Origin of the sequence: Zunongwangia atlantica 22II14-10F7 (genome assembly GCF_002094855.1) — a bacterium.
Taxonomy (GTDB): domain Bacteria; phylum Bacteroidota; class Bacteroidia; order Flavobacteriales; family Flavobacteriaceae; genus Zunongwangia; species Zunongwangia atlantica.
On sequence record NZ_ARYN01000001.1, the window covers coordinates 52886 to 77780 of the forward strand.

General features: G+C 36.3%; 21 protein-coding genes. 8 read left to right on the plus strand and 13 right to left on the minus strand.

Annotated elements, in window-relative coordinates; translation table 11 throughout:
- Positions 1 to 140 precede the first annotated feature (140 nt).
- Entirely contained in the window at positions 141 to 1178 is a 1038-nt protein-coding gene (locus IIF7_RS00210) for an App1 family protein (RefSeq protein WP_084839695.1), read from the plus strand.
- Positions 1179 to 1330: 152 nt separating this feature from the next.
- On the opposite strand, the gene IIF7_RS00215 is transcribed toward IIF7_RS00210, so the two are convergent.
- The 3 genes from IIF7_RS00215 to IIF7_RS00225 form a co-directional block, all read right to left on the minus strand.
- Positions 1331 to 2023 (minus strand): sterol desaturase family protein, encoded by a 693-nt coding sequence (locus tag IIF7_RS00215; RefSeq protein ID WP_084839696.1) that lies wholly within the window; start codon positions 2021 to 2023, stop codon positions 1331 to 1333.
- Between the two features lie 9 nt (positions 2024 to 2032).
- Complete coding sequence (locus IIF7_RS00220) at positions 2033 to 2647, minus strand: deoxynucleoside kinase (protein ID WP_084839697.1); 615 nt, start codon at positions 2645 to 2647, stop codon at positions 2033 to 2035.
- A 218-nt stretch (positions 2648 to 2865) separates the two neighbouring features.
- Entirely contained in the window at positions 2866 to 3789 is a 924-nt protein-coding gene (locus IIF7_RS00225) for an AraC family transcriptional regulator (protein ID WP_084839698.1), read from the minus strand.
- Positions 3790 to 3902: 113 nt separating this feature from the next.
- On the opposite strand from IIF7_RS00225, the gene IIF7_RS00230 reads away from it, so the two are divergent.
- On the plus strand, positions 3903 to 5402 hold the full coding sequence (locus IIF7_RS00230) for an aldehyde dehydrogenase family protein (RefSeq protein ID WP_084839699.1): 1500 nt from the start codon (positions 3903 to 3905) through the stop codon (positions 5400 to 5402).
- Between the two features lie 3 nt (positions 5403 to 5405).
- Complete coding sequence (locus tag IIF7_RS00235; RefSeq protein WP_084839700.1) at positions 5406 to 5768, plus strand: DUF779 domain-containing protein; 363 nt, start codon at positions 5406 to 5408, stop codon at positions 5766 to 5768.
- 195 nt (positions 5769 to 5963) lie between these two features.
- On the opposite strand, the gene IIF7_RS00240 is transcribed toward IIF7_RS00235, so the two are convergent.
- The 4 genes from IIF7_RS00240 to IIF7_RS00255 are packed head-to-tail and all read right to left on the minus strand — an operon-like array spanning position 5964 to position 11788.
- Entirely contained in the window at positions 5964 to 6344 is a 381-nt protein-coding gene (locus IIF7_RS00240) for a DUF6122 family protein (protein WP_084839701.1), read from the minus strand.
- Positions 6345 to 6351: 7 nt separating this feature from the next.
- On the minus strand, positions 6352 to 6675 hold the full coding sequence (locus IIF7_RS00245; protein ID WP_084839702.1) for a DUF202 domain-containing protein: 324 nt from the start codon (positions 6673 to 6675) through the stop codon (positions 6352 to 6354).
- A gap of 17 nt (positions 6676 to 6692) precedes the next feature.
- On the minus strand, positions 6693 to 8483 hold the full coding sequence (locus IIF7_RS00250) for an SLC13 family permease (RefSeq protein WP_084839703.1): 1791 nt from the start codon (positions 8481 to 8483) through the stop codon (positions 6693 to 6695).
- Positions 8484 to 8497: 14 nt separating this feature from the next.
- Positions 8498 to 11788 carry an amidohydrolase family protein gene (locus IIF7_RS00255; RefSeq protein ID WP_084839704.1) on the minus strand — a complete coding sequence of 1097 codons (3291 nt, stop codon included), beginning with the start codon at positions 11786 to 11788 and terminating at the stop codon, positions 8498 to 8500.
- 126 nt (positions 11789 to 11914) lie between these two features.
- On the opposite strand from IIF7_RS00255, the gene IIF7_RS00260 reads away from it, so the two are divergent.
- Both IIF7_RS00260 and IIF7_RS21020 read left to right on the plus strand, forming a co-directional pair.
- A complete protein-coding gene (locus IIF7_RS00260; protein ID WP_084839705.1) occupies positions 11915 to 12424 on the plus strand; it encodes a DinB family protein in 510 nt (169 codons plus the stop codon).
- Between the two features lie 121 nt (positions 12425 to 12545).
- Positions 12546 to 13034: a PLDc N-terminal domain-containing protein gene (locus tag IIF7_RS21020; RefSeq protein ID WP_245801453.1), complete on the plus strand. Its 489-nt coding sequence runs from the start codon at positions 12546 to 12548 to the stop codon at positions 13032 to 13034.
- A 69-nt stretch (positions 13035 to 13103) separates the two neighbouring features.
- Here the strand turns inward: IIF7_RS21020 and IIF7_RS00270 are convergent, their stop codons facing one another.
- The 6 genes from IIF7_RS00270 to metK form a co-directional block, all read right to left on the minus strand.
- A complete protein-coding gene (locus tag IIF7_RS00270; protein ID WP_084839706.1) occupies positions 13104 to 14054 on the minus strand; it encodes a pyridoxal-phosphate dependent enzyme in 951 nt (316 codons plus the stop codon).
- 72 nt (positions 14055 to 14126) lie between these two features.
- Positions 14127 to 14570, minus strand: a complete 444-nt coding sequence (locus IIF7_RS00275) for a universal stress protein (protein WP_084839707.1) — start codon at positions 14568 to 14570, stop codon at positions 14127 to 14129.
- 12 nt (positions 14571 to 14582) lie between these two features.
- On the minus strand, positions 14583 to 15512 hold the full coding sequence (locus IIF7_RS00280) for a 2-hydroxyacid dehydrogenase (RefSeq protein WP_084839708.1): 930 nt from the start codon (positions 15510 to 15512) through the stop codon (positions 14583 to 14585).
- A 54-nt stretch (positions 15513 to 15566) separates the two neighbouring features.
- On the minus strand, positions 15567 to 16931 hold the full coding sequence (locus IIF7_RS00285) for an acyl-CoA dehydrogenase family protein (protein ID WP_084839709.1): 1365 nt from the start codon (positions 16929 to 16931) through the stop codon (positions 15567 to 15569).
- Between the two features lie 166 nt (positions 16932 to 17097).
- Positions 17098 to 19698, minus strand: coding sequence for a DUF3857 domain-containing protein (locus IIF7_RS00290; RefSeq protein ID WP_084839710.1), 2601 nt, complete (start codon positions 19696 to 19698; stop codon positions 17098 to 17100).
- Between the two features lie 133 nt (positions 19699 to 19831).
- Positions 19832 to 21088 carry a methionine adenosyltransferase gene (gene metK / locus IIF7_RS00295; protein WP_084839711.1) on the minus strand — a complete coding sequence of 419 codons (1257 nt, stop codon included), beginning with the start codon at positions 21086 to 21088 and terminating at the stop codon, positions 19832 to 19834.
- Positions 21089 to 21792: 704 nt separating this feature from the next.
- Here metK and IIF7_RS00300 point away from each other — a divergent pair.
- The 3 genes from IIF7_RS00300 (at position 21793) to IIF7_RS00310 (ending at position 24840) form a co-directional block, all read left to right on the plus strand.
- A complete protein-coding gene (locus IIF7_RS00300) occupies positions 21793 to 23070 on the plus strand; it encodes an O-acetylhomoserine aminocarboxypropyltransferase/cysteine synthase family protein (protein WP_084839712.1) in 1278 nt (425 codons plus the stop codon).
- Positions 23071 to 23150: 80 nt separating this feature from the next.
- A complete protein-coding gene (locus IIF7_RS00305; protein ID WP_084839713.1) occupies positions 23151 to 24317 on the plus strand; it encodes a trans-sulfuration enzyme family protein in 1167 nt (388 codons plus the stop codon).
- A gap of 115 nt (positions 24318 to 24432) precedes the next feature.
- The gene (locus tag IIF7_RS00310) at positions 24433 to 24840 is read left to right on the plus strand and encodes an RrF2 family transcriptional regulator (protein ID WP_084839714.1); all 408 of its coding nucleotides are present in this window, start codon (positions 24433 to 24435) and stop codon (positions 24838 to 24840) included.
- Positions 24841 to 24895 lie beyond the last annotated feature (55 nt).

Below are 24895 nucleotides of genomic sequence, written 5' to 3' on the forward strand. Positions count from 1 at the left end.
ACGGAAGATTTTAGGGACTTTTTGAGGGTTACAAAAGGTGAAAAAATTAATGCTGAAATTATCGAAAATCGACTATAAAAATGCAATCGGTTTTTAGCTAATATTAATCAATAGAAATTTATAGAAGGAAAAATACGTTAATGTTTAAACGATTTAAGAAACTCTTAGGGCGATATAAAAACCTGGATCAGGTGCTTGTAGTGCCTTATCGAAGCTATGGGACTTATTCCAGATTGTTTGTAAAAGGCAGGGTTTTGGACAATGCACCGTTAAAGATTCATCAGGATCAAAACAAATGGAAAACTTTTGTAAATACCTATAAGCAATTTGATAGTTTCGAGATTCCCGATGCAGCCATAGAACTTGAAATTCCCGGTAAATTAAAACTTGAAACAACAACAAACGACGAAGGTTATTTTTTGTTCAATCAAACATTAGAAAATAATATTTCTAATGTTAGTGATAATGAAGGTTGGGTAGATTATCATCTTTATTATCGTGAAGAATTAGAGCCAAAAACCGAGCTTTTGGGCAATCCTTTTATGGGACAATTTTTAATTCCTTCTGTAGATGCTGAATATGGCGTAATTAGCGATATTGATGATACGATTTTACATACTGGGGTTACTTCTTTTTTAAAATGGCGGTTGCTTAAAAATTCTTTGCTTACCAATGCTTATAAAAGAATGCCTTTAAAGGGAGCGCCTAATTTGTACAAGTTACTACATAAGGGCCATGCAGAAGGAAACCGAAATCCAATGTTTTACTTAAGTAATAGTCCCTGGAATATGTATGAATATTTAAAGTTATTCCTGGATTATAATGGCTTTCCAAAAGGACCAATCTTACTGCGTGATATGAGGCATCCTTTCGAGAAAACAATAAAACCCGAAAAACCACATAAACAACGAGAGATTTTTAATATCCTGAAAACCTATCCAGATTTAAAGTTTATTCTGATAGGAGATAGCGGTGAACATGATGCTTCAATTTATACAGATATTGCTATGCAGCATTCAGATAGGATCTTCGCGATTTACTTAAGAAGTGTAAACCATAAAGGACAAATGAAGCGGGTGCAGAGTATTATTGATAATTTTGATACGACACCAGTTCTAATGGTACATAGTTCTGCTGAAGCAATTACTCATGCCCGTGAAAACGGATTTATTAAATAGTAAATTACCACGGGCTAAGCCTACGAGGCATTCGCTGGAAACAAAATTTTAATTTTGAGGCAAGCCTCTGGGTGTTACACCCAATGGCGGTGCCAATAAAAAAGCCGAATGAAAATCATCATTCGGCTTTAATTTCTTGAAAGGGAATTTATTTAATGCGTATGTCCTTTTCCCTGATTATCGTCGTCTATACTTTTTCCTACAGCAGTTCTGGCACTAGCCGGAGTTTGTCTTGGCATAGTTCTAAAAATATGATCCCAAAATGGGGAAGACACGCCAAAAGCACGATCTGGCTCACGATAATGGTGGATACTATGATGATGCCATAAAATCTTTAAAAAGTTGTTAGGTACTTTAAACGCGTGAACTGAATAGTGCACGGCAAGGTAGCTGGCATATCCTACTAAGAACCCTGCTAAAAAGCCAAATACATAATCACCTAAAATCGCTCTATAAATAATAAAAAGTATAGTCGCTACGATTAAACTTAAAACCGGTGGCATGGCCAATCTAGATTTATCTTTTGGATAATCATGGTGAACACCGTGCATGGTGTATGATATTTTTTGCCTTCTAGGCGTGGTTGCAGGGATGTGATATAAATAGCGATGTGCTATATATTCTATAAAAGTAAAGAATAATAGGCCACCAGCAAACCAGGCTAAAATTTCAGGAGTTCTAAATCCTTTTTCAAAAATTCCGTAGTAAATAAGCGCCGCTGCTGTACCAAAGAAAATAATTAGTGGAGCAGAGATGTGAGTATGCGTTAGTTTTTCTAGAATAGGGTTTTCAAATAATTTAGGAGAACCCTTGTGCTTTGGTCGTTTTAGTTTAGTAGATTCCATAATCCAAATTTAAAATAGTCCGTTTATTTCTCCGTCAATTTTGTTAATAATGTCTCCAAGGTCTTCCGGATTATCTACAAAGTTAATATTGTCTACATCTACAATAAGTAAATTTCCTTTGTTGTAATCGTGTACCCAGGCTTCATAACGTTCATTTAATCGGCTTAGATAGTCGATAGAAATAGAGTTTTCATACTCTCTTCCTCGTTTTTGTATTTGGGCTACCAAATTGGGGATACTGCTTCTTAGGTAAATTAGCAAATCTGGCCCCTGTACAACGCTCTCCATAAGTTCAAATAAAGACTTATAATTTTCAAAATCTCTATTGGTCATTAATCCCATTGCATGTAAGTTGGGAGCAAAAATATGTGCGTCTTCGTAAATGGTACGATCCTGTATGATCTTTTTACCACTTTCTCTAATCTGTAAAATTTGTCTAAATCTACTGTTTAAAAAATAGATTTGCAGATTAAAGGACCAACGTTCCATCTTGTTGTAAAAATCTTCAAGATAGGGGTTTTCCAGAACGTCTTCGTAATGAGGTTCCCATTTGTAATGTTTGGCGAGTAATCTTGTTAGTGTGGTTTTACCAGCACCAATATTCCCTGCAATCGCTACATGCATAATTGTTATTCTTCGCTTAGTTTGTTTGGATAAATTTTAGGGTGTAAAGATACAAGATTTACTTAAGCATACTTTTTACAAACTCCTCTAATTGTTACAAAATACAATAATCCTGAGACTTAAATGCCTTTCACTTCTGTTTAATTGACTGGGGTCTAAGGTATAGAATCTTAAACTTCTTAAGGAAGATTGCTGTAACTTTAAGTTTTTTTTAAACTTTAGGATACAAACTTATTTGCTCTTATAGTCTTGCGATACTGGTTTGGCGTAATACTTTCTAATTTTTTAAATTGTCTGTTGAAGTAGCTAACATTGTTAAATCCAGACTGAAACGCAATGTCTGCCAGTTTATCTGAAGTTTGCTGAATCAATTTCTTGGCATATTTAATACGCTCGCCATTTAAGTAATCAATCGGGCTTTCACCAAGCGTATTTCTAAAAGTTTTGTAGAAGTTAGAACTACTCATACAGGCTTTTGCGGCAAGCTCGTCTACAGAGATGTTTTTGGATAAATTTTCGCGCATATATTTTACAATAAAAGCCATGCGGTTATTATCAAAAAGCGAAGAATCATCCAACAACATTAATTTTGCTTTGGTTTGTAAAAGCCTTATCACCAGTTCTTTTACCATAAGATCCAATAAAACATCTTTGGCTTTTTCGTCACTCAAAAAAGTTTTAAAAATGCGATCTAAAACATACTGAACCTGAACATTATTTTCAAGATGCGCTGAATTTGCCTGAAGATCATAATGATCATTCTCAAAATCTACCCTGGTATTTTCGTTAAAATAATTTACGGTCTCCTGAATTTTATCGGGATCGATTCCTAAAGCTAAACAGCGAGTAGGTTCAGCGGTAGTAGCTAAAGGAAAATCGATAATCATTTTTTCGTTTGAAGGAAGCACTACACTTTCACCCGGATAAAAATCAAACGGATTTCTGTTTTTTAAATGCATAATCTTTTTTCCAGAAAGCATACTGGCAATAATAGGATAAGAAAACTGTAAATCGACTTTCTCGGCGACCTGCTGCGTTTCAAAAACATTTAATTCAGCATAATCTGCACTGTAAATAGTACGATTTTCGATAAAGGTTTGCAGCTTTCTAGAGCTCTCGTATTTTAAAAGATTATCATTCAAAATTCACTAAATTATTAAATCGATAGAAAAGTAGTAATTAAAAATAGGAAAGTTCAATTTTTAATGCAAATAATTACGGAGTTTTAAGTTTGAATATTAAAAACATATCTATTATGAGTTATTCCAAACCAAAATTCCAGGAAAAATATGGCAATTATATTAACGGAGCCTTTGTAGATCCTATCGATGGCGAGTATTTTGATAATCACTCTCCGGTAGATAATTCGCTTATTGCAAAGTTTCCAAGATCTAAAGAAGCCGATGTTAAAAATGCAATTGCAGCAGCAAATGCCGCAAAAGAAGAGTGGGGAAATACATCGGTGACCGAGCGTTCTGCTATCCTTAATAAGATCGCAGATATTTTAGAAGAAAATCTGGAAGAGTTTGCACAAATCGAAACTTCAGATAATGGAAAAGCCATTCGTGAAACTTTAAATGCAGATCTTCCTTTGGCGGTAGATCATTTTAGATATTTTGCTTCAGTCATAAGAGCTGAAGAAGGAAGCGCTTCAGAATTAAATAAAAACACACTGTCCTTAATTATTCAGGAACCGCTTGGAGTAGTAGCACAAATTATTCCGTGGAACTTTCCGCTGTTAATGATGGCCTGGAAAGTAGCACCTGCTTTGGCTGCCGGAAACTGTATCATTTTAAAACCTGCGGAACAAACTCCGGCTTCAGCAACAATATTCGCTGAAAAAGTAGGTCATTTATTACCAAAAGGAGTTTTAAACGTGATTCATGGTTTTGGTCCAGAAGCCGGGAAACCTTTAGCTTCCAGTCCAGATGTAGATAAAGTAGCGTTTACCGGGGAAACCACAACCGGGCAGTTAATTATGCAATACGCCTCTAAAAACCTGCATCCTGTAACGATGGAACTTGGTGGAAAATCGCCTAATGTTTTCTTCAGTAGTATTATGGATCATGATGATGAGTTTCTAGATAAATGTATTGAAGGTGCGGTGTTATTTGCTTTAAATCAGGGTGAAGTTTGTACCTGTCCTTCTCGTTTATTGATCCAGGAAGATATTTATGAAGCTTTTATCGAAAAGGTTATCGCTAGGACTAAAGCTATTAAAATGGGCGATCCTTTTAGTCCAGATACTATGATGGGCGCTCAGGCTTCCAGCGATCAACACGAGAAAATTTTGTCGTATATCAATATTGGTAAAGAAGAAGGTGCTGAAGTTTTATGCGGTGGTGGCGCTGCAAAATTAGACGGAGATCTAGGTAACGGATTTTATATCGAGCCAACGATCTTAAAAGGGCATAACAAAATGCGTGTTTTCCAGGAAGAGATCTTTGGGCCGGTACTTGCAGTATGTACGTTTAAAGATGAAGCTGAAGCTTTAGAAATTGCCAATGATACTTTGTATGGTTTAGGAGCGGGAGTTTGGACACGCGATGCACATCAATTATATCAAATTCCGCGTGCGATAAAAGCTGGCCGAGTTTGGGTGAATTGCTACCATGATTATCCTGCTCATGCACCATTTGGAGGTTATAAAAAATCTGGTTTTGGTAGAGAGAATCATTTAATGATGCTTAATCACTATCGCCAGGCTAAGAATATGCTTATCTCTTATGATAAGAATAAACTTGGATTCTTTTAGGATATGACCTTTAAGCGAGTGGATATAACCAAAGAGGCTGCAGCATTGTTAGAAGAACTTAAAGCAGAACATGGCGAGGTGATCTTTCACCAAAGCGGTGGTTGTTGCGATGGCTCTTCGCCAATGCTGTTGCCAAAAGAAGATTTCTATTTGGACGATAATGATATTCATTTAGGAGAAGTAGAGAATGTGCCATTTTATATGAGTCACGATCAATTTGAATATTGGAAGCATACCCATCTTACTGTAGATATCACGCCGGGTAGAGGCGCTAGCTTTTCTTTGGAAATTCCCAAAGGCAAAAGATTTATAATAAGATCTAGAATGCTTACTAAAGAAGAACAGGAACATTTTAATCCTTCCTAAATGAAGTTAATTCTGAAAGTGAAATCGGTTAGGCTAAAGAATCCAGATTTAAAAAAAAATGCTTCAATAATGCCCAAAATCGATAAATAGTAATGTAATTCTTATGAAGAAGAAAGTTAGAATTTAAAGTTGGTTAAGTTTAGGTTTTTATTTCCTTTTGCAAAAGTCGTTTTTCTTTAAAAACGGCTTTTGTTTTTAAAAACTATTCGAAATTAGCTGTTTTAAGGCTGAATTTTCATAGCATTCCCCACATTTAGAGAAGGTCCAAAGACAATCCAGAAAATCTGTAAGCATGTGGAAGCACAAACCAATGAAAATAAGTTTAAAAATCCCTTTTTTTAGAAAAACAGCTCCTAAAATATAGCAGATAATCGCTATTTGAGAATGTAATGGATGATAACCAATTCCGCAGCGATTAGGATCAAAAAGCGGACTCGCAAAAATATGGTCTAAATCCACCAACATGGTTGCAGCTAAAATGATCCAATTATGCTTCCAGTTTTTTTGATCAAAAAAATAAGCGATAATTCCTATCGCTAAAAAATGCATCGAATAATGAAAAATAGACTGTAGCAAACAGGGCTTAAGATTCGTTGTTTTCAGATTGGTTTTCGGGACGCAGTAACTTTGTAAGTTTTCTGTTTAGATGAATGTATCTGGAAATCCCAACCGACAAAAATATGATACTTACTGAAAATGCACCGTATCCCAACCAGTGTAATTCTGGATATTCTTTAATCTGAAGCAAGGCTAGACCACCAATCAATAAATAAAGAGAAGCCCTTATGTAAGCAAGCAAGGTACGCTCGTTAGCCAGTTTTGTTCTTTCTAAAGCAAGATGTTCCCTGATGAGTTTCTCATCTATGATTCTTGTTTTAAAAGGATTGCTCAGTTTTACTCTTCTCATTATTTAGGCTTCAAAAATTAAACTTCAAAAGGAAAAAACATCGGAATAATAAATGATGCCGCGATCCAGATAATGAAATTTAAAGGTGTTCCAAATTTTAAAAAATCATTAAACTTATAATTTCCGGCGCCGTAAACCATGGTGTTGGTTGGATAGCTAACCGGTGTCATAAAAGTTAACGAACAGGCAAACATTACACCAATTAAAAATGGTTTTTCACTAAGCTGTAACGCACTTGCAAGGCTTATTACAATAGGCGCCATTAGTGCTGCCGCTGCTTTACTGCTTAAAATGTTTGTTGATAGAAAGGTAATAAGAAAAACTAAACTTAATATAATGCTTGGGTTAAGATCACCAATTTGATCAAAGATAAACTGCGAAATTACATCAGATCCGCCGGTTTTTTCTAAAGCCTTTCCCATAGAAAGTACGCCAGCCATCATAAAGATCACTTTCCATTCTATCGCATCGTAAGCTTCTTTTGGTTTTAATATTGAAGTTGTTACCAGTAACAAACTACCAATCATTGCACTAATTAGGATTGAAGTTAAATTTAAAGCCGCAGATAAAACAACGCCAAGGGTGATCAATAAAGCCGGAATCGCTTTTTTGTAATTCACTTTTTTGGCGTGATAATTTGATAAAACTACCAGTAATTTTCTAGAAGTTAATGCCTGAATATCTCTTTGAGCAGCATAAAGCAACAACATATCACCTTCTTTTAAAACCACGTTCGATACATCCTGAGTGATAATTTCTTTGCGATGCCTAAGTGCCAAAACCGAAGCATAATATATATTCCTGAAGTTTAATTGTCGTAAAGAACGTTCGGCTAAAGGAGAACCGTAAGGGATCATCACCTCATAGATTGTTTTTTCATCTTTGTTATCTTTCTTTTTTTCTTCTTCAAGTAGATCGTCATTATCACCGGTCAAAATATAGCCGCCTTTATCCATTAAATCTGAAAGATGTTGAGGATCGATCAAGATCTTCATAGAATCTTCAGCACGAAGTACCGTATCGCCGTTAATTTCGTACATGCGGTGATGCTTTCTTTTAATCGATAGAATTTGTGCACCGTATTGGCTTACCAGTTTTGATTTTACGATCGAATGATCTACATCTGTACTGTCTTTACTTAAAACAACTTCAGCTAGATAATTTTGAGCTTCTTTGGTCAATCCACTTTCGTGAGCTTCGGCACGTTTTGGTAATAACCAGGGGCCAACCAGGATTAGGTACGTTAAACCTATGGCAAGTAAACATAACGCAGGTAAAGTGAACTCGAACATATTAAAAGGTTCTAATCCACCTTTTTTAGCAATACCGCTTACTAAGATATTCGTAGAAGTGCCAATTAAGGTACAGGTGCCGCCAAATAATGCAGAAAATGAAATAGGAATTAATAATCTTGCCGGGCTTATTCCTGTTTCTCTACAAACAAGCAAAGCCATTGGGATTAAAATCGCAACAACTGCCGTATCATTTATAAATGCTGAAAATAATGCCGCAGAAAAGCAAAAGATCATTAGGGCAAAGACATAATTTATCTTTGCGATCCTAATGATCTTATCACTAAAACTATCTATGATCCCGCTTTTAAAAATAGCTGCGCTAACCACAAACATGCAGCCTAAAGTTATAGTAGCAGGATGATTAAACCCAGAAAAACCTTCTTCAGGACTTAGAACTCCGCTTACAATAAACAACGCCATGATAAGGATCGATGTGGTATCGATCGAGAAATAATCCTTTATAAAAAGGAAAATTCCAACAAAAATAATGGCCGCGGTTATGTAGAGTTCCATAGATTTTTAAAAAGTTAATGTCCTAGTTTACGGCAAATACATCCCGGCAAGGTGAAGCTGTTTGATTCTTCGTGCCATGGGAATGCCGCATTGTATTTGTTGTTTTCCCAGTAAAAGTTAGAGCGTTCTTCTGGCTCGTTACCAAGCTGATTCATGGTTTCGGCTTCATATAATCTACCGTTCACCATCGTATAAATAATAGATTCAGAATTTTGAATATCCTCTAAAGGATTTTCTTCCAACACTAAAAGATCGGCTAATTTTCCTTCTTCTAAAGAACCAATTTCTTTATCCATTCCCAGATAATACGCTCCGTTTATGGTAGCCGCCTGTAAAGCTTCCATATTCGTCATTCCGCCCATTTGCAGCGACCAAAGCTCCCAATGTGCACCTAATCCCTGTAACTGGCCGTGAGCACCAAGGTTTACTTTTACTCCAAGATCGGTTAAGGCTTTAGCATCTTCAGAAACTAAAACAGGTCCGTTCTCATATTCTTCATCAGGAATTTTTGTACGATGTCTGGAACGTGAATCAACAATACTACGCGGAGTAAAATTCAGCAGTCTTTCATTCTCCCAAACATTCGTTTTGTCATACCAGTAATATTCAGCATTAATTCCGCCGTAATTCACAATAAGCGTTGGCGTATAACCAACATTACTATTGCTCCATAAAGTTTGCACGTCTTTATAAAGTGGCGCCACCGGGATATTATGTTCTATCCCTGTATGACCATCTACGATCATATTCATGTTATGGAAAAATGTACTACCACCTTCTGGAACTACATTCATATCCAACTCACGCGCCGCCTGCAAAATTTGCTGGCGTTGCTCACGTCTTGGCTGGTTGTAACTTTTTACTGAAAATGCACCAAAGGCCTTAGTTCTTCTTAAAGCCGATCTTGCATCGTCAAGATTATTGATCACCGCTTTAAAATCACCATCGGCGCCATAAAGAATGATTCCTGTAGAGTACAATCTTGGCCCTACCATTTCGCCGCTTTTAATTAATTCTGAAATGCCAAAAACGGTTTCACTTAATGCTGAAGGATCGTGAGCGGTGGTCACTCCAAATGCTAAGTTTGCATAAGATGGCCAGTGTTTTTTAGGCGTTAATCCATATCTAAAAGCACCAATATGGGCATGAACATCGATCATTCCCGGCATAATAGTTTTTCCTGAAGCATCGTAAACCTTAGCCGAATTCGGGATCTTTACCTCGCCGGCAGCGCCCATAGCTTTGATCTTATTATTTTCGATAAGAATGCTTCCGTTTTCGATTACTTCCTCATCCTCGTTCATGGTAATGATTCGAGCATTGGTAAAAGCGATCAAACCGCCTGGCGTATCGGTTTCGATTTCTAAACCTATTTTTGTTCCTTTTTCGGTCATTTCAGGAATTTCTTCCGGAGAATCCTCTAGAAAAGTAAAGCGTTGAGAAACTTCATTGGTGAAATATTCATCTCCCAGGGTCCAATGCACTTTTTTGCTATCGGCAGACCAGTGTAAATTTATCCCTGCATCTTTTGCAATTTGGGTAACCGGTACTGTTTTGGTATTTGGATCTAGATCTATGGTTTGCCCAGTATGCGGAAGCGGAGCTAAATAAACTTTGTGAAGGTTGCTAAAAACGATCCATTTGCCATCTGGGCTTGGCAGTAAACGATTTGCATACTTGGAGTTTACTAAAGTTTTCTCATCATTTCCGCTAAGATCGATACTTTTTAAGCCCTTGCTTAAACCACCCATATAATAACCGCCGGTTTGAAAAATGATGCGAGTATCGTCATGATTAAACATGGCAAAATCACCACCTTTATAAATTCGTTTGGCGTCACTGCCATTAGCTTTCATCAAATAGATTCCCGGTTCTTTAGTGAAAGTTTGTCCCTGGTCGCTGTTCCCGAGATCTTTATGGTAAACGATAATTTCACCGTTATGAGAATATGATGGATTACGGTAAATTCCTTTTTCTTTAGTTAAAGTTTCAGTAGTGCCACCACTTAATGCTACTTTTTTAATGCTACCCAGTTTTTCATCATCCCAGGTTACATAAACGATACTTTTACCGTCTGGAGAAAAGTCAGGTTCAAACTCAAAATCGGTTGCATCAGTGATTCTTTTTGGCTTTCCGTTAGGTAAGCTTTTTTTCCAAAGATATCCAACCGCATTAAACACCAAAGTTTTACCATCTGGCGAGGTAGTCGCGTGACGAATAACTTTTGGGCTGAATTTTTCAGTATACACCTGCTGTTCAGATCTTACGGTTTCAGCAATATCGATCTTCGCGTTTACTTCAAACGGAATCTCATTAACTTCAGTAGTTTCAATATTAGCGCGCTTAATTTTTCCGTTGCTCCAAAATACCAGCTCTTTGTTATTCGGCATCCAACTAAATCCCGGGTACACACCAAAGATCGCCCAGGCTTCCTGCTGGTCTTTGCTAAGATTGTCGTAAACCGGCCATTCTTCTCCGGTTTCCAGATCCTGAATAAATAAAACCGACTTCGTTCTAACTCTACGAACAAACGCAAGTTTCTTACCATCTGGAGAAACCTGCGGGCGAGCAGCACCACCAGGACCACCGGTAATTGTTATGGTTTCGCCATCCTCAAAACTGTATCGTTTAATCACATAGATCTGTTTGTTTGGATCTTTGTTGTACTGAAACATACCGCCCGGATACATATCTTCACTGTAATACAGATATTTCCCGTCTAGCGAAGTGCTTGGCTCGTTAACATCCTGCTGGTCATTTTTTCTTTTGGTAAGTTGAAGTCCGGATTTTCCTGCGATGTGATATTGCCACATTTCACCGGCACCTAAAGATCGGGTAGAGGTAAAGTGTTTACGGGCAACAATGCTGTTTCCGTCGGCTGTCCACACGGCATTATTCAGCAGTCTAAAATCTTCGCTGGTTAGTTCCCAGGCATTATCACCATTGGCATCCATAATCCAGATATTATCGCCACCACCGGCATCACTGGTAAATGAAATTTTGGATCCATCTGGGCTAAATCTTGGCTGAACTTCATAAGCCATTCCGCTACGAAGCGCCTTAGCCTTTCCGCCAGAAATTGGCATGGTGTAAATATCTCCTAAAAGGTCAAAAACAATGGTTTTTCCATCGGGACTCACATCCAGGTTCATCCATGTACCTTCGGTAGTGTTTAAATCGACAGTTTTTACCGGAACATCATTCGGATAAGGATTAGAAACATTCCATTTGTCCTGTTTTTCCTGGGCAAAAACCGCGAAATTCGTTAAAAAAATAAATAAAGTGAAGATCGAGTTTCGAAGCATAGTATTGTGTTTATTCTATAAATTGAAGTTTGATATTTGAGGTTTTAGACTCAATTTTTAATTAGCTAAAGATAATATTTCTTTTATTTTGTAAGTTCACTTTATAACTTCCATAAGATATTTTATATGAATACTGAAAAATTGCCAGAAGTTTGGTTACGTGGGCCGCTTCCCGAAACTCCTTTATTGTTGCAACCGGCTGCGCATGCACTTTTGCAGTCTAAAGAAGAGGTTTTTAAGTATACTGAAGATTTTCCTGAAGCATTACTGTGGAAGAAACCTGCCGGAAGAGCAAGCGTTGGCTTTCATTTGCAGCATATTACCGGAGTTTTAGATCGCATGCTCACTTATGCTAAAGGAAAAGCACTTTCTGAAAAGCAATTTGAATATCTACGGAATGAAGGTCTGGAAAATAGTGAACTGAAAATCGATAATTTGAGCCATAATTTTTCTGTAAAAGTAAATGAAGCTTTGGCGATATTTAAAAGTACCCCTGAAGCAATTCTAACCGAAAAGCGTTTTGTAGGTAGAAAACAATTACCCTCTAGCGTGATCGGATTGTACTTTCATGCCGCAGAACATAGCCAAAGGCATATTGGGCAAATGCTGGTAACGATAAGTGTGTTGAAAGAGTGATGATAAAAAGTAAAAAATACTACTACGCTTCATTAAAACTTGCTTTTATTGTTAAAACCGACTAATTTTAGATATAATCTATTGGAAATCATTTTCCTATTCATCTTAAAAAATATCATCAATGCTTAGAAAATTATCTATTGTTTTTGCTATCCTTATTTCGGTTTTTATTATTTCGTGTGATAAGAAAGACGAAATTTCACTAGTTGAATTCACTGAAGAAATTTTACCAAATGAGGAAATTACTGAGCTTACCATTAATAATGGGCATGCCGTGGTAATATCTGGTGGCGGAAATGAATATATGGTAAATCTTGTGAATAGAGCAGAGATGTTAGATTTAGTTAGTGCAGTTCAAACAACCAATGTTGGTGTAGACATTATTTATTCAAACACAGTCGATGCAGGTTTTGGCCTTTATGTTTGGCAATTGTTTTCATGGGTATTAATATTTTTTATACCAATTCATTTTGTGCTGCTTATTATAGCTCTAATAAAAATTATAAGATCTACAGTAGCTATGAACGAAAAGATACTTTACGCACTAATTAGCATTTTCTTTCCATTCTTTGGTTCGATAATTTACTTTGCCGTAGGGAAGAAAGCCTAAGCTTATGCGAGATTGTAGCTTTTAAAACCGTTTTATTTTATTTTAAACCGTGAAGTTAAGGTGTAAAACCTAAAACAATTCCGCCAGCTTTCCTAAATCTACATTTCCACCTGAAATTATTAAGCCAATTTGCTTGTTTTTAAATTTAGCGGGCTCTTTTAAAATAGCTGCTAAAGCAACAGCGCTAGATGGTTCTACAACAATTTTCATACGTTCCCAGATCAATTTTAGTGCATTTTTGATCTCTTCTTCTGTAACCCGAATAATTTCTTGGACGTGTTTTTGAATAATAGGAAAGTTTTGGTCGCCAAGTTTCGTTTTTAGTCCGTCTGCTATGGTATTTGTACTCTCGTTCGTTTCAATTTTTCCTGAAATTAAAGAGCGATACGCGTCGTCTACTTCAAAAGGTTCTGCGCCTATAGTTTTAGTGCTTTCAGAAAATAAACTCACTGCAAGAGCAGTCCCGGCTATAAGTCCGCCGCCACCAACAGGAGTAATTACAATATCAAGATAGGGCTTTTTTTGAAGCAATTCTAAAGCCGCAGTTCCTTGTCCTAAGATCACTTCGATGTCATTAGAAGGATGCACAAATGTGGCTCCTTTTTCATCTACGATCTTTTGGGCAGTTTCTTCCCGGTCTTTTAAAGTAGGTGGACATTCTGTAATTTTCCCACCGTAGGTTTTTACAGCATCTTTTTTTACCTGCGGAGCGCTAGACGGCATCACGATATAAGCCGGAACTTCCAAGCTTTTTGCGGCAAGTGATAAGGCTTGTGCAAAATTACCGGAAGAATGCGTTACTACCCCTTTTTGCTGCTCTTCTTTACTCAGTTGTAAGATCGCATTGGTAGCACCACGCATTTTAAAAGCGCCCATTTTTTGGAAATTCTCGCATTTAAAAAAGATAGAACAGCCTGCGATTTCATTAGTTAAGGCTGAGCTTAAAATTGGCGTTTCATGAATGTATGGTTTAATACGTTCGTGAACCTGTGCTAATCTTTCTTTGGTAAAAACTTCCATAAAAACAAATGCTGAAATTGGTTCGAAAAATAACCAATTTCAGCAGTAGTAAAAAAAGTTTTGATTGAATTATTACTCTTTAATAGGAACAGTAAAAACCGGAATCTTTGATTGCTTTAAAATTTCCATAGAAACATTTTCAGCAAAAAGATCATGAAAAAATCCGTGTTTATGAGTTCCTACGATCATCATATCGGTGTTAAGTTTTTTGGCTTCTTCTAAAAGTGTTTCAACCGTAGAACCCTGAATGAGCAATGCTTCAGATTCGATATTATTTTCGATAAAAGAATCACATAATTGCTGCAACATTCGATGTTCCTGCCTAAATTCTTCAGCCTTTGTATCTCGAATATATTTTGGGCCAACTTCATATCCCACAAAATCTGGATCTGGATCTGCAACATGAACCAGCCATATTTTCGCTTCAAACTTTTCAGCAAAACTTTCAGCATAAGTCAGCATTTCGCCAACAGCTTCATTAAAATCTACGGCTACTAAGATGTTTTTGATGAGCATAATTTTCGATAATTAATAACCTCGATCTTGTTCTACCAGGTTTTTAAGTTCTTCATCGTCTTGAAAACGTTCGTAATTCTCTACGATTTGCGGTACAACAGATTCGGCTTCGGTTAAACTTGCGGTATGCGGAGTGATACTTATTCTTTCGTGTTTCCAAAAAGCATGATCTTCTGGTAAAGGTTCTTCTTTAAAAACATCTAAAGCCGCACCGGCCAGATGACCGCTATCGATCATCTCGATAAGATCGTTCTCTTCCAGATGTTCACCACGACCAACATTGATCAAGTAAGCACCTTTTGGTAATTTTTCGAATAATTCTTTATTTAAAATTCCGTTTGTTTCTTCGGTTAAAGGAAGCAAGCAAATCAAAATTTCAGATTCCTGAAGAAAATCATCTAAACTATTATCGCCATAATATGAGGTGATATCTTCACAGTCTTTTTCTGTACGAGACCATCCTGATACTTTAAAGTTATTTTTCGCTAAAAGCTGTGCTGTAGCGGTACCAATAACACCCATTCCCATAACGCCAATTTTCATGTCGCTGTTTCGGCAATATTTTAAAACATTCCAATTGCTATCTTTTTCCTGGTGTTTATATGCTGAAAGATGACGTGTGTGATTCATTACCAGGGCTAAAACAAACTCGCTTAGATCACTGGTTAATTGTTCGTCTACCACTCTTGTGATCTTTACACCTTCCGGGAATTCTGGGTCTGAGGTGATATGATCTACACCGGCACCCATCGAGGCAACTACTTTTAAATTAGGGTAGTTTTTAAAGAGTCCGCGTGGATGCTTCCAGGTTATGGCAAACTCTACTTCTTCGGTATCATGATCTTCGGGGTAAACATAAACATTCATTCCCGGATGCTGACTTTTAAGGGTTTCTACCCATTGGGATACGTCTCTTCCGGGAGCTACAACTAATACTGACATTTAATTCTAATTTTTCTTCCCCTCTTGGGGATTTGATTTTTAATTTGATTTTGGTTAGCTAACAAAAGCACTATAACCGGTAATGGCTCTACCAACAATTAAAGAGTTTATTTCTTTGGTTCCTTCGTAACTGTAAATCGCTTCGGCATCTGCTACAAAACGGGCAACATCGTGTTCCAATAAAATTCCATTACCGCCCATAACTTCGCGGGCACGGCTTACTACATCACGCATACGCATACTGCAATACACTTTGGCTAAAGAAGCATGCTCGTCTGTAAGCATATCCTGATCTTGCATTTCAGAAAGTCTAAAACATAAGGTTTGCATCGAGGTAAGATTAGAAACCATTTCTACCAAATGATTTTGCACTAATTGATACGAAGCAATTGGTCGGCCAAATTGTTCTCTTTTACGAGTATATTTTAAAGCACTTTCGTAAGCGCCACGGGCACAGCCTACTGCTTGCCAGGCAACACCGGCACGCGTCATTCGTAATACATTTGCGGTATCTTTAAAGGAATTGGCGTTTTGTAATCTATCGCTTTCTGCAACTTTACAATCGGTAAGCGTGATAATGGCATTTTGTACAATACGAAGTGCCATTTTATCTTCCATTTTTTCGGCTTTAAAACCGGGATTGTCTTTTTCTACTAAGAAGCCTTTTACCTGGTTGCTGTCTACATCTCTTGCCCAAATAATGATCACATCGGCAAAAGTGGCATTACCAATCCATTTCTTTTGCCCATTTAAGATCCAGTTTTCGCCATCAAATTTACAGGTAGTTTCCAATCCGCCGGCAACACCAGATCCTACATTGGGTTCGGTTAAACCAAAAGCACCGATCTTCTCTAATTTTTGCATCTGCGGAAGCCATTTTTGCTTTTGTTCTTCACTACCGCATAAGTAAATAGAGCCCATGGCCAAGCCGCTGTGTACACCAAAAAAAGTTGAGGTAGAAACATCTACTCTCGCAATTTCCTGGGCAATGATCCCTTCCATTAAAAATGGAAGATTAGGGCAGCCATAACCTTCGTAAGGAATCCCGGCAATATTTAGTTTTTTGAACTTTTCTATAATTTCGAACGGGAATTTTGCACGATTCCAGTGGTCATTAATTAATGGGCGAATCTCGTCTTCCATAAGATTGCGAACTTTCATTTGAAGTTCGCGCTGTTCTTCGGTAAGCTTGTAATCCAAATTGTAAAAATCTCCATCTATAGGAGGGAGGTCACTTTGTGACTTTTTACGCTTTGTTTTTAACATTTTCATGAGTCCGGCAAGCTGGCGCTCATCTAATTTACCTAAAGTCTTCATGGCTTCAGATAGATCGATTTGTTTGTTGATTTTTGCCAGTTGATCCATATCAACAGACTTTAACAGGTTTACCGTGTTTCTTACTTTCTTGAAAAAAGACATGGGATTGCTTTTGTTATAATCCTCAATTTAAGGATTAAAAAGCCCCGCCGCTGTTAAGGAATTCCGAAGAAAAAGATAAAATCGAAAAGGATTTAGTGATATTCTAAACAACAAACAAATCTCCTGAAGTTAATCAGGAGATTTTAGATGTTTTAAGGCTCAATTTTTAAGAATTAATCGGGCCTTGATCTTCTTGTAGTTGTATGTTTTCAATACCGTTTACTTCGATTTTTCTCTTTTTATATGTATTTACAAAAGTATCTTTTACCCTTTCGGACATAGAGAAATAAGGAATCCAGATTATAGCCAAAATTATAGACCGTGCCAGATCTATATAGATTTCGCCTAATTCAATTTCGGTTTGAAGTATAGGGATAAAATAAACGAAAAATGTAGACAGAAGGTTAATTATAAAATTGAATACATAAAGCACGATCATCAAAGTAGGAACAATGGTCCTTCTTTTAAAGAATATGATAATCATAAAGATTGAGTAGGCAACTAGTGCAGAATGCAATACAACCAATAAGATTAGAAATAGAAATATGCTAATTTTACCACTAGCCATTAAAACAAAATAGTCTAGAGTGAATATTTCCCCTGTTAAAAATTCTCCCATTATCGCGACTGGAGTAATACATAAGCCAATACTTACTAAAATTAGCCAGCCACCAATTGGGCGATGATCGTCTGGATGTGCTTTAGATGGGATATCAAATTTGATGTAAAGTAAATAGCATAAAAAACCTACTCCGCTAAATACAACCAAAAATAAAATAACTGCAAACCATGAAATATTAGAATCAGCGTTTGAAGCAAAACTGTTTGCAAGTCCAGGTTTATAGGTTAGGTAGTAAGAAATATTTTCAGCAGCTTTTTCGTGAGCTTTTAAAAATTCTGAATAATCTTCAGCGGGAACATGGTCATTTAAAGCTTTGTATTTATGAATAATATCGATTCTCGCATTCGAATATTTAGTTTCATAAGTATATTCAAAATAAGGATTGTCAGATTTGTAATAATCGGTTTCTACACCCCATTTTTCCGGAGTAAAAATTACGATGTTGTAGTCGATATTGGTGCTTTTGTTTATATAATATGGGGATTCCCGCTTTGCTGTTTTCTGCGGAAACATATAATTATCGATCGCCAAGGCATAATATTCTGAGTAAATCTGGTCGGCGTCATCTGGCATTGTTGCCCAGTGATTTGGGATCACGTATTCTTCGTAAACTGTGAAGGTGTTTTCCTGGTCGCGATCATCTTTAAAATAAATTTCTTCAGCAACTTCGATATCGGCGTAAGCCAAACTATAAAAATCGAGGTAGCTTTTTTGAATGCTGCTTAATCCATTTCCATTAAACTCAGCCCTGGTAAGATCTGCTTTATAACCGCTGTAAACCGTTTCGATTTTTAATCGTGTTGGCCCGCCAATAGAATCGATAATAAAAGTTTCTGTGATATTGGTCTTGCCATAATCTACAGGTTCGAATTTTGTAAGTGCTGAAGTAGTGTCGTCTAAAATGAGTCCGAATCCATAATCTGGTGTGAAAATTTCTTCAGCATCGCCACCCTGATTGTTAATAGTAGGATCTATAAAATAATTTTTATTGAACCTGTTGTATTGTACTATACAATGATCAAAAGAGTTTGGCGAAGGTAAATCTTCTTCGATAGTGTTCCCATAGGAAGAATTCACCAAAATAGGATGCGCATCGATATCGTAAGCCTTTAAAAGCTCGCTTAGTAAAAAAGATTTGTCTTTACAATCGCCATACCTGCGGTTAAATATATCTTTTGGATTACTGGGTTTGTGAGAGCTTAAACCATTTTCGAAACCTAAATATCTTATTTTATCCTGGACAAATCTTGTTAGCGGTATAATAGGATCGTCGAAAATGGTATCTGCTTCAACAATTTCTTTTGCTTTTGCCTGCAACCAGTTTCTATCTGAAGCCGATATTTGATAAAATTGATTATAATTTTTTGCAACATCATTCCACGATTGAAACTGGGAGACCTGGTAAGATTTTGAAGATTCGTACCAGGAAGGTGTGTTATTGTCGTAAAGAATGGTTTTAGGATCATTGTTTTTAATTACATATTCTGTGTAATTGGCATGTTCTGTAACTTCTGGTTTTGCAGCGCAATTAAAAAATTTGATCTCAAAATCCTTGTTTTTAGGTACCAGGTATCTTCCGTAGATATTTATTACAGGAAGCGAATATTCTAAGTACTCTTCTGTAGAAAATTTTCCGTTATGCACAGGATTAAATCCCTGCCTTCCGTAGCTGTATTCAATAATATCACCAACTCTTACGTCTGTTAGATTAAAAAGTGCAGATAGGCTGCCATCATACAAATGACGTTCTAGATTGGTTTCTCGTTGTACAGTTTTTATTCGGTTTAGATCTAATTGATCAATCACTTCACCATCACGGTAAATATTGATTTTGTGTAAAAACAGGCGTTGATAATCTGGATCAAATTCGATAGTAAAGTCGCTCATTTCCTGTACGCCCTCGCTATTAAGAACTTTAAAAGCGAGATGATGAAATGATCTTTCTTCTATTAAATTATATTGGGTGTCGACAAGTAAATAAAGAAATGGCGCATTGTCGAGTTCCTTTTTTTCTGAAGAAAAATTAGCTTCTATTGGTGTAACCCAATCTGGTGTTTTTGATTGAAAAACTTTATTGTTTTGTGCTGATATTGCACACAGCCAGAAACACGCGATTAACGTGCAGATTGATTTTAAGCGTTTCATAGGAGTGTTAATGATTTCCCAAAGAAACGTTAATAATTTTAATAATGGAAATATGATGAATAAAAAAAGTCCCCTGATTAGCAGGGGACTTTTCCTCGAAAATCGATGTTTTTTGTGTATTTTTTAGCTGGGATTATAATCCAAAAGCCGCTTTTACTTTATCTACGTAATCTAGTTTTTCCCAGGTAAATAATTCAACTTCTTTCTTTACTTCACCGCTATAAGGGCTTTTAAAGATCTTAGTTACTTTTTTAGGTTCTTTACCCATGTGGCCGTAAGCGGCTGTTTCACGATAAATAGGATTTCTAAGATTTAAGCGTTCTTCAATAGCAAATGGGCGCATATCAAAAATCTCCCCTACTTTTTTAGCAATTTCGCCGTTACTCATTTTAACTTTAGAAGTTCCGTAAGTATCAACAGAAATCGATGTTGGTTCTACCACACCAATCGCATAAGAAACCTGAACTAAAACTTCGTCTGCAACACCAGCGGCTACAAGGTTTTTGGCAATATGTCTTGAAGCATAAGCAGCAGAGCGGTCTACTTTACTAGGATCTTTCCCAGAAAAAGCACCTCCACCGTGAGCTCCTTTACCACCATAAGTATCTACAATGATTTTTCTACCGGTAAGTCCCGCATCACCGTGTGGTCCACCAATTACAAATTTCCCGGTAGGGTTAATGTGATATTTAATATCGTCGTTAAATAATTTCTGAACGTATTCTGGTAATTGAGCGATTACTCGCGGCATTAAAATTTCGATAATGTCTTTCTTAATTTTAGCCAGCATTTCTTCATCATTTTCCATAAACTGATCATGCTGGGTAGAAAGCACGATAGCTACGATGCGCTGCGGAATGTTATCGTCACTATATTCAATAGTAACCTGGCTTTTCGCATCTGGGCGTAAATAAGAAATTTCTTTTCCTTCCTTTCTTAATTGCGCTAACTCATATACCATTTTATGAGAGATATCTAAAGCTAATGGCATATAGTTAGAAGTTTCTGTAGTGGCATAGCCAAACATCATCCCCTGGTCACCGGCACCTTGCTCTTCTTTTGTAGCACGATCTACACCCTGATTAATATCTGGTGATTGTTCGTGGATCAAAGAAATTACCCCACAAGAATCTCCGCTAAATTGATATGCACCTTTAGTGTAGCCAATATCGTTTATTACATCACGGGCAATTTGTTGTACGTCTAGATAAGTATTAGAGCGAACTTCTCCGGCTAAAACAACCTGTCCTGTAGTTACTAAGGTTTCGCAGGCAACTTTAGATTCTTCATCAAAAGCCAGAAAATTATCCAATAAAGTATCGCTAATCTGATCTGCAATCTTATCTGGGTGTCCTTCAGAAACACTTTCTGAAGTAAATAAATAAGCCATAAATCTTCTCTTTACATTATAAAAGATGGGCTAAATTTGACGTGAAGGCAGACTATAAAAAGTATCACTGCTTTAGCATTTTAACCAAACTCTTTGAATTTGGCATACTTCTAAAATTTTTAGAAGTATTAGGGTTGCAATCAGTCAAATCTTTCCCTGTTATTAAATTGGCTACAAATGTATAAAAATTGTTTTTACTCCAACTTTCTTTAACTACTTTTTAGTCTTAAATATTTTTAGAAGTTTTTTTTAGCGATTTTGATTTTTTGGGTATTAATAGAGACGCTTTGTTTTTGCTAGGGTTTCTCTTTGAAATTAGAATGCTTAGTTGAGGGTTTTTATATTTTTTAATGTTATAGTTTAAAATTTTTTATTCTAAAATTCTTGGTTAAGAAATTATTTCGCATTTATCTTTGTAAAACAAAATAAAGGAAAGATGAATTTTATCAATATGATGCGCTTTATGATGATGTGGAGAAATTCCGCAGCGCTTCCTATTGCTTAAAATTAAGAAACTATAATTTGCAAAAAGAGCCGCTGTGATCACAGCGGCTCTTTTTTTTGCTATAAATTTTAATTTACCGAGTAGTAATGAATAAATACATGAACTGCTATTGCCTAAACAGGAAAGGTTAATCTAAAAAGATCTCCCAGGCAATAGCAAATTAAAAGGAGATCGATTTTTAACCTTAATTAATAAAAAAATGAGTTCAAATAATTTTGCAACAAACGCGTTGCACGCAGGTCACGATGTTACTACTAATGCTAACACCCGTGCGGTACCAATTTATCAAACTACTTCCTATGTTTTTAAAGATGCCGATGAGGCTGCTGGAAGATTTTCTCTGGCTCAGCCTGGATTTATTTATACACGATTAAACAATCCTACAAACGATATTTTAGAACAACGACTGGCAAGTTTAGAAGGTGGAATAGGAGCTGTAGTAACCGCATCTGGAACGGCGGCCATTAATACGGCATTGCTTACACTTTTAAAAACAGGCGATCATATTGTTGCATCTAATAGTTTATATGGCGGAACATACAACCTGTTAAGTGTTACGCTACCCAGACTTGGGATAACAACTACTTTTGTAGATCCCTCCAATCCAGAAAATTTTGGGAAAGCCGTTAAAGAAAATACAAAGGCTATTTTTGCTGAATCTCTTGGAAATCCAAAATTAGATGTTTTAGATCTGAAAAATATAGCCAATCAGGCAAAAGCGAATAAAATTCCTTTCATTGTAGATAATACAGTAGCAACGCCCTATTTATTAAAACCAATAGAGTTTGGTGCTAATATCGTTATCGAGTCATTAACCAAATATATAAGCGGTAATGGAACTTCTTTAGGAGGCGCTATTATAGATGCAGGAACTTTTGATTGGGCTAATGGTAATTTTCCTGAATTTACAACGCCTTCAGCGGGTTATCATGGTTTAGTTTATCACGAAGCTTTAGGGAATGCGGCATTTATAGCAAAAGTAAGGATAGAAGGTTTAAGAGATTTTGGCGCAGCTTTAAGTCCGTTTAATGCCTTTCAAATTATTCAGGGATTAGAGACTTTAAAAGTCAGAATTAAACAACATAGTGAAAATGCTTTGGCTCTTGCACAGTGGCTTAAACAGCAGGAAATAGTAAATTGGGTAAATTACCCTGGTTTAAGTGAAAGTCCGTATTACAAACTGGCGAAAGAATATTTACCAGAAGGCCAAAGTGGTGTGCTAACTTTTGGAGTAAAAGGAGGTTATGATGCTGCTAAAATTATTGCGAATGAAACCAAATTATTTTCGTTGCTTGCAAATATAGGAGATACCAAGTCTTTAATTATTCATCCTGCAAGTACTACACATCAGCAATTAGATGATAAAGCTCAGGAAGCAACAGGTGTTTCCAAAGATTTAATACGCCTTTCTGTAGGTCTGGAAGATATTGAAGATTTAAAGGCAGATTTAAAATTGGCATTTTCAAAAATAAAATGAGAATAAAATAATGAGTACTTTTGAATATCTTACTCGATATAATTATTAATAATTAAAATAAGATATAAAATCCTTATATTATGTCTACTCCACATTTTGAAACCGAAGCCATACGTACGCAAATAGAACGTTCACAATTTTTAGAACACTCTTCACCATTATATCTTACGTCAAGTTATATTTTTGAAGATGCTGAAGATATGCGCGCTTCGTTTTCTGAAGAAAAAGAAAGAAATATTTACAGCAGGTTCTCTAATCCTAATACTTCAGAATTTGTTGAAAAAATAGCGAAAATGGAAGGTGCAGAAGCTGGTTATGCTTTTGCTACCGGGATGAGTGCCGTTTTTTCTTCGTTGGCAGCTTTGTTAAATAGTGGTGATCATGTGATTTCTTCCAGATCTGTTTTTGGGAGCACACATGCGCTTTTTACAAAGTTTTTTCCGAAATGGAATATCTCACACAGCTATTTTAAAGTAAACGAGGTTGAAAAAATAGAGAGTTTAATTAAACCAGAGACAAAGATTATTTTTGCTGAAACACCAACCAATCCTGGTGTGGATATTATCGATTTGGAAATATTAGGCGAAATTGCTAAAAAACACAACCTAATTTTAGTAATCGATAACTGCTTTGCAACGCCGTATATTCAGAATCCTATTAAATACGGGGCGCATTTGGTGATTCATTCTGCAACAAAGTTAATTGATGGGCAGGGTAGAGTTTTAGGCGGGGTAACAGTTGGTAACTCAGATCTTATTAGAGAAATCTACTTGTTTTCTAGAAATACAGGACCGGCTTTGAGTCCGTTTAATGCATGGATTCTTTCAAAAAGTTTAGAAACATTGGCAGTGCGTTTAGAAAAACACTCTGAAAATGCACTGAAATTAGCCGAGTTTTTAGAAACACATCCAAACGTTCAAAATGTAAAATATCCATTCTTAAAATCGCATCCACAATACGAGATTGCAAAAAAACAGATGCGCCTGGGAGGAAATATTATTTCTTTTGAAATTAAAGGAGGAATTGATGCTGGTAGAAAATTTGTAAATGCTGTACAACTTTGTTCACGTAGTGCTAATTTAGGAGATACAAGAAGTATAGTAACACATCCGGCAAGTACAACGCACAGCAAGCTAAGTGAAGAAGATCGATTAGAAGTTGGGATTACAGATGGATTAATTAGAACATCTGTAGGATTAGAGCATATCGATGATATTATTGCAGATATAAAACAAGCTTTATCATAAAGTTTGTTAGTTAGGGTATAACTTTACGACTCACCCATACGTTCTTTAAAAATGAATAAATTTTGCGAAAGTTTATGGCGAAGCATGAAATATTAAAATTATTTATCTTCGCCATATGCTTTCAAAGAAAACGAAATACGGAATTAAGGCTTTAACTTTTATAGCCAGACAGCCAGAAAGAAATCCTGTGCAAACTTCAGAAATTGCAAAGAGTGAAAATATCTCTCAAAAATTTCTGGAAAGTATTCTTTTAATACTTCGAAAATCTGGATTTTTAGGTTCCAAAAAAGGGAAAGGTGGTGGTTACTATCTTATCAAGGAACCAGAAGATATTAAAATGACTGCGATTATAAGAGTTTTGGAAGGTCCTATTGCCATGGTGCCTTGTGTAAGCCTTAATTATTATGAAAAGTGCGATGATTGCCCAGATGAAAAAACATGCTCTGTTCATAAATTAATGATCCAGGTTAGAGATAGTACTCTAAATGTTTTGGGCGATAATACACTTGCCGATCTTACATAAGCGTTTTCGAAAAATATAAAATGTTAAAAATCAAAAAATAATCCACAATTTGTTG

What these genes read in the sequence shown, in the direction of transcription:
- IIF7_RS00310 (WP_084839714.1), top strand. Translation starts at nt 24,433, where the DNA reads ATGCTTTCAAAGAAAACGAAATACGGAATTAAGGCTTTAACTTTTATA.
- IIF7_RS00230 (WP_084839699.1), top strand. Translation starts at nt 3,903, where the DNA reads ATGAGTTATTCCAAACCAAAATTCCAGGAAAAATATGGCAATTATATT.
- IIF7_RS00220 (WP_084839697.1), bottom strand. Translation starts at nt 2,647, where the DNA reads ATGCATGTAGCGATTGCAGGGAATATTGGTGCTGGTAAAACCACACTA.
- IIF7_RS00285 (WP_084839709.1), bottom strand. Translation starts at nt 16,931, where the DNA reads ATGTCTTTTTTCAAGAAAGTAAGAAACACGGTAAACCTGTTAAAGTCT.
- IIF7_RS00255 (WP_084839704.1), bottom strand. Translation starts at nt 11,788, where the DNA reads ATGCTTCGAAACTCGATCTTCACTTTATTTATTTTTTTAACGAATTTC.
- IIF7_RS00235 (WP_084839700.1), top strand. Translation starts at nt 5,406, where the DNA reads ATGACCTTTAAGCGAGTGGATATAACCAAAGAGGCTGCAGCATTGTTA.
- IIF7_RS00215 (WP_084839696.1), bottom strand. Translation starts at nt 2,023, where the DNA reads ATGGAATCTACTAAACTAAAACGACCAAAGCACAAGGGTTCTCCTAAA.
- IIF7_RS00260 (WP_084839705.1), top strand. Translation starts at nt 11,915, where the DNA reads ATGAATACTGAAAAATTGCCAGAAGTTTGGTTACGTGGGCCGCTTCCC.
- metK (WP_084839711.1), bottom strand. Translation starts at nt 21,088, where the DNA reads ATGGCTTATTTATTTACTTCAGAAAGTGTTTCTGAAGGACACCCAGAT.
- IIF7_RS00245 (WP_084839702.1), bottom strand. Translation starts at nt 6,675, where the DNA reads ATGAGAAGAGTAAAACTGAGCAATCCTTTTAAAACAAGAATCATAGAT.
- IIF7_RS00290 (WP_084839710.1), bottom strand. Translation starts at nt 19,698, where the DNA reads ATGAAACGCTTAAAATCAATCTGCACGTTAATCGCGTGTTTCTGGCTG.
- IIF7_RS00250 (WP_084839703.1), bottom strand. Translation starts at nt 8,483, where the DNA reads ATGGAACTCTACATAACCGCGGCCATTATTTTTGTTGGAATTTTCCTT.
- IIF7_RS00305 (WP_084839713.1), top strand. Translation starts at nt 23,151, where the DNA reads ATGTCTACTCCACATTTTGAAACCGAAGCCATACGTACGCAAATAGAA.
- IIF7_RS00275 (WP_084839707.1), bottom strand. Translation starts at nt 14,570, where the DNA reads ATGCTCATCAAAAACATCTTAGTAGCCGTAGATTTTAATGAAGCTGTT.
- IIF7_RS00300 (WP_084839712.1), top strand. Translation starts at nt 21,793, where the DNA reads ATGAGTTCAAATAATTTTGCAACAAACGCGTTGCACGCAGGTCACGAT.
- IIF7_RS00210 (WP_084839695.1), top strand. Translation starts at nt 141, where the DNA reads ATGTTTAAACGATTTAAGAAACTCTTAGGGCGATATAAAAACCTGGAT.
- IIF7_RS00270 (WP_084839706.1), bottom strand. Translation starts at nt 14,054, where the DNA reads ATGGAAGTTTTTACCAAAGAAAGATTAGCACAGGTTCACGAACGTATT.
- IIF7_RS21020 (WP_245801453.1), top strand. Translation starts at nt 12,546, where the DNA reads ATGCTTAGAAAATTATCTATTGTTTTTGCTATCCTTATTTCGGTTTTT.
- IIF7_RS00280 (WP_084839708.1), bottom strand. Translation starts at nt 15,512, where the DNA reads ATGTCAGTATTAGTTGTAGCTCCCGGAAGAGACGTATCCCAATGGGTA.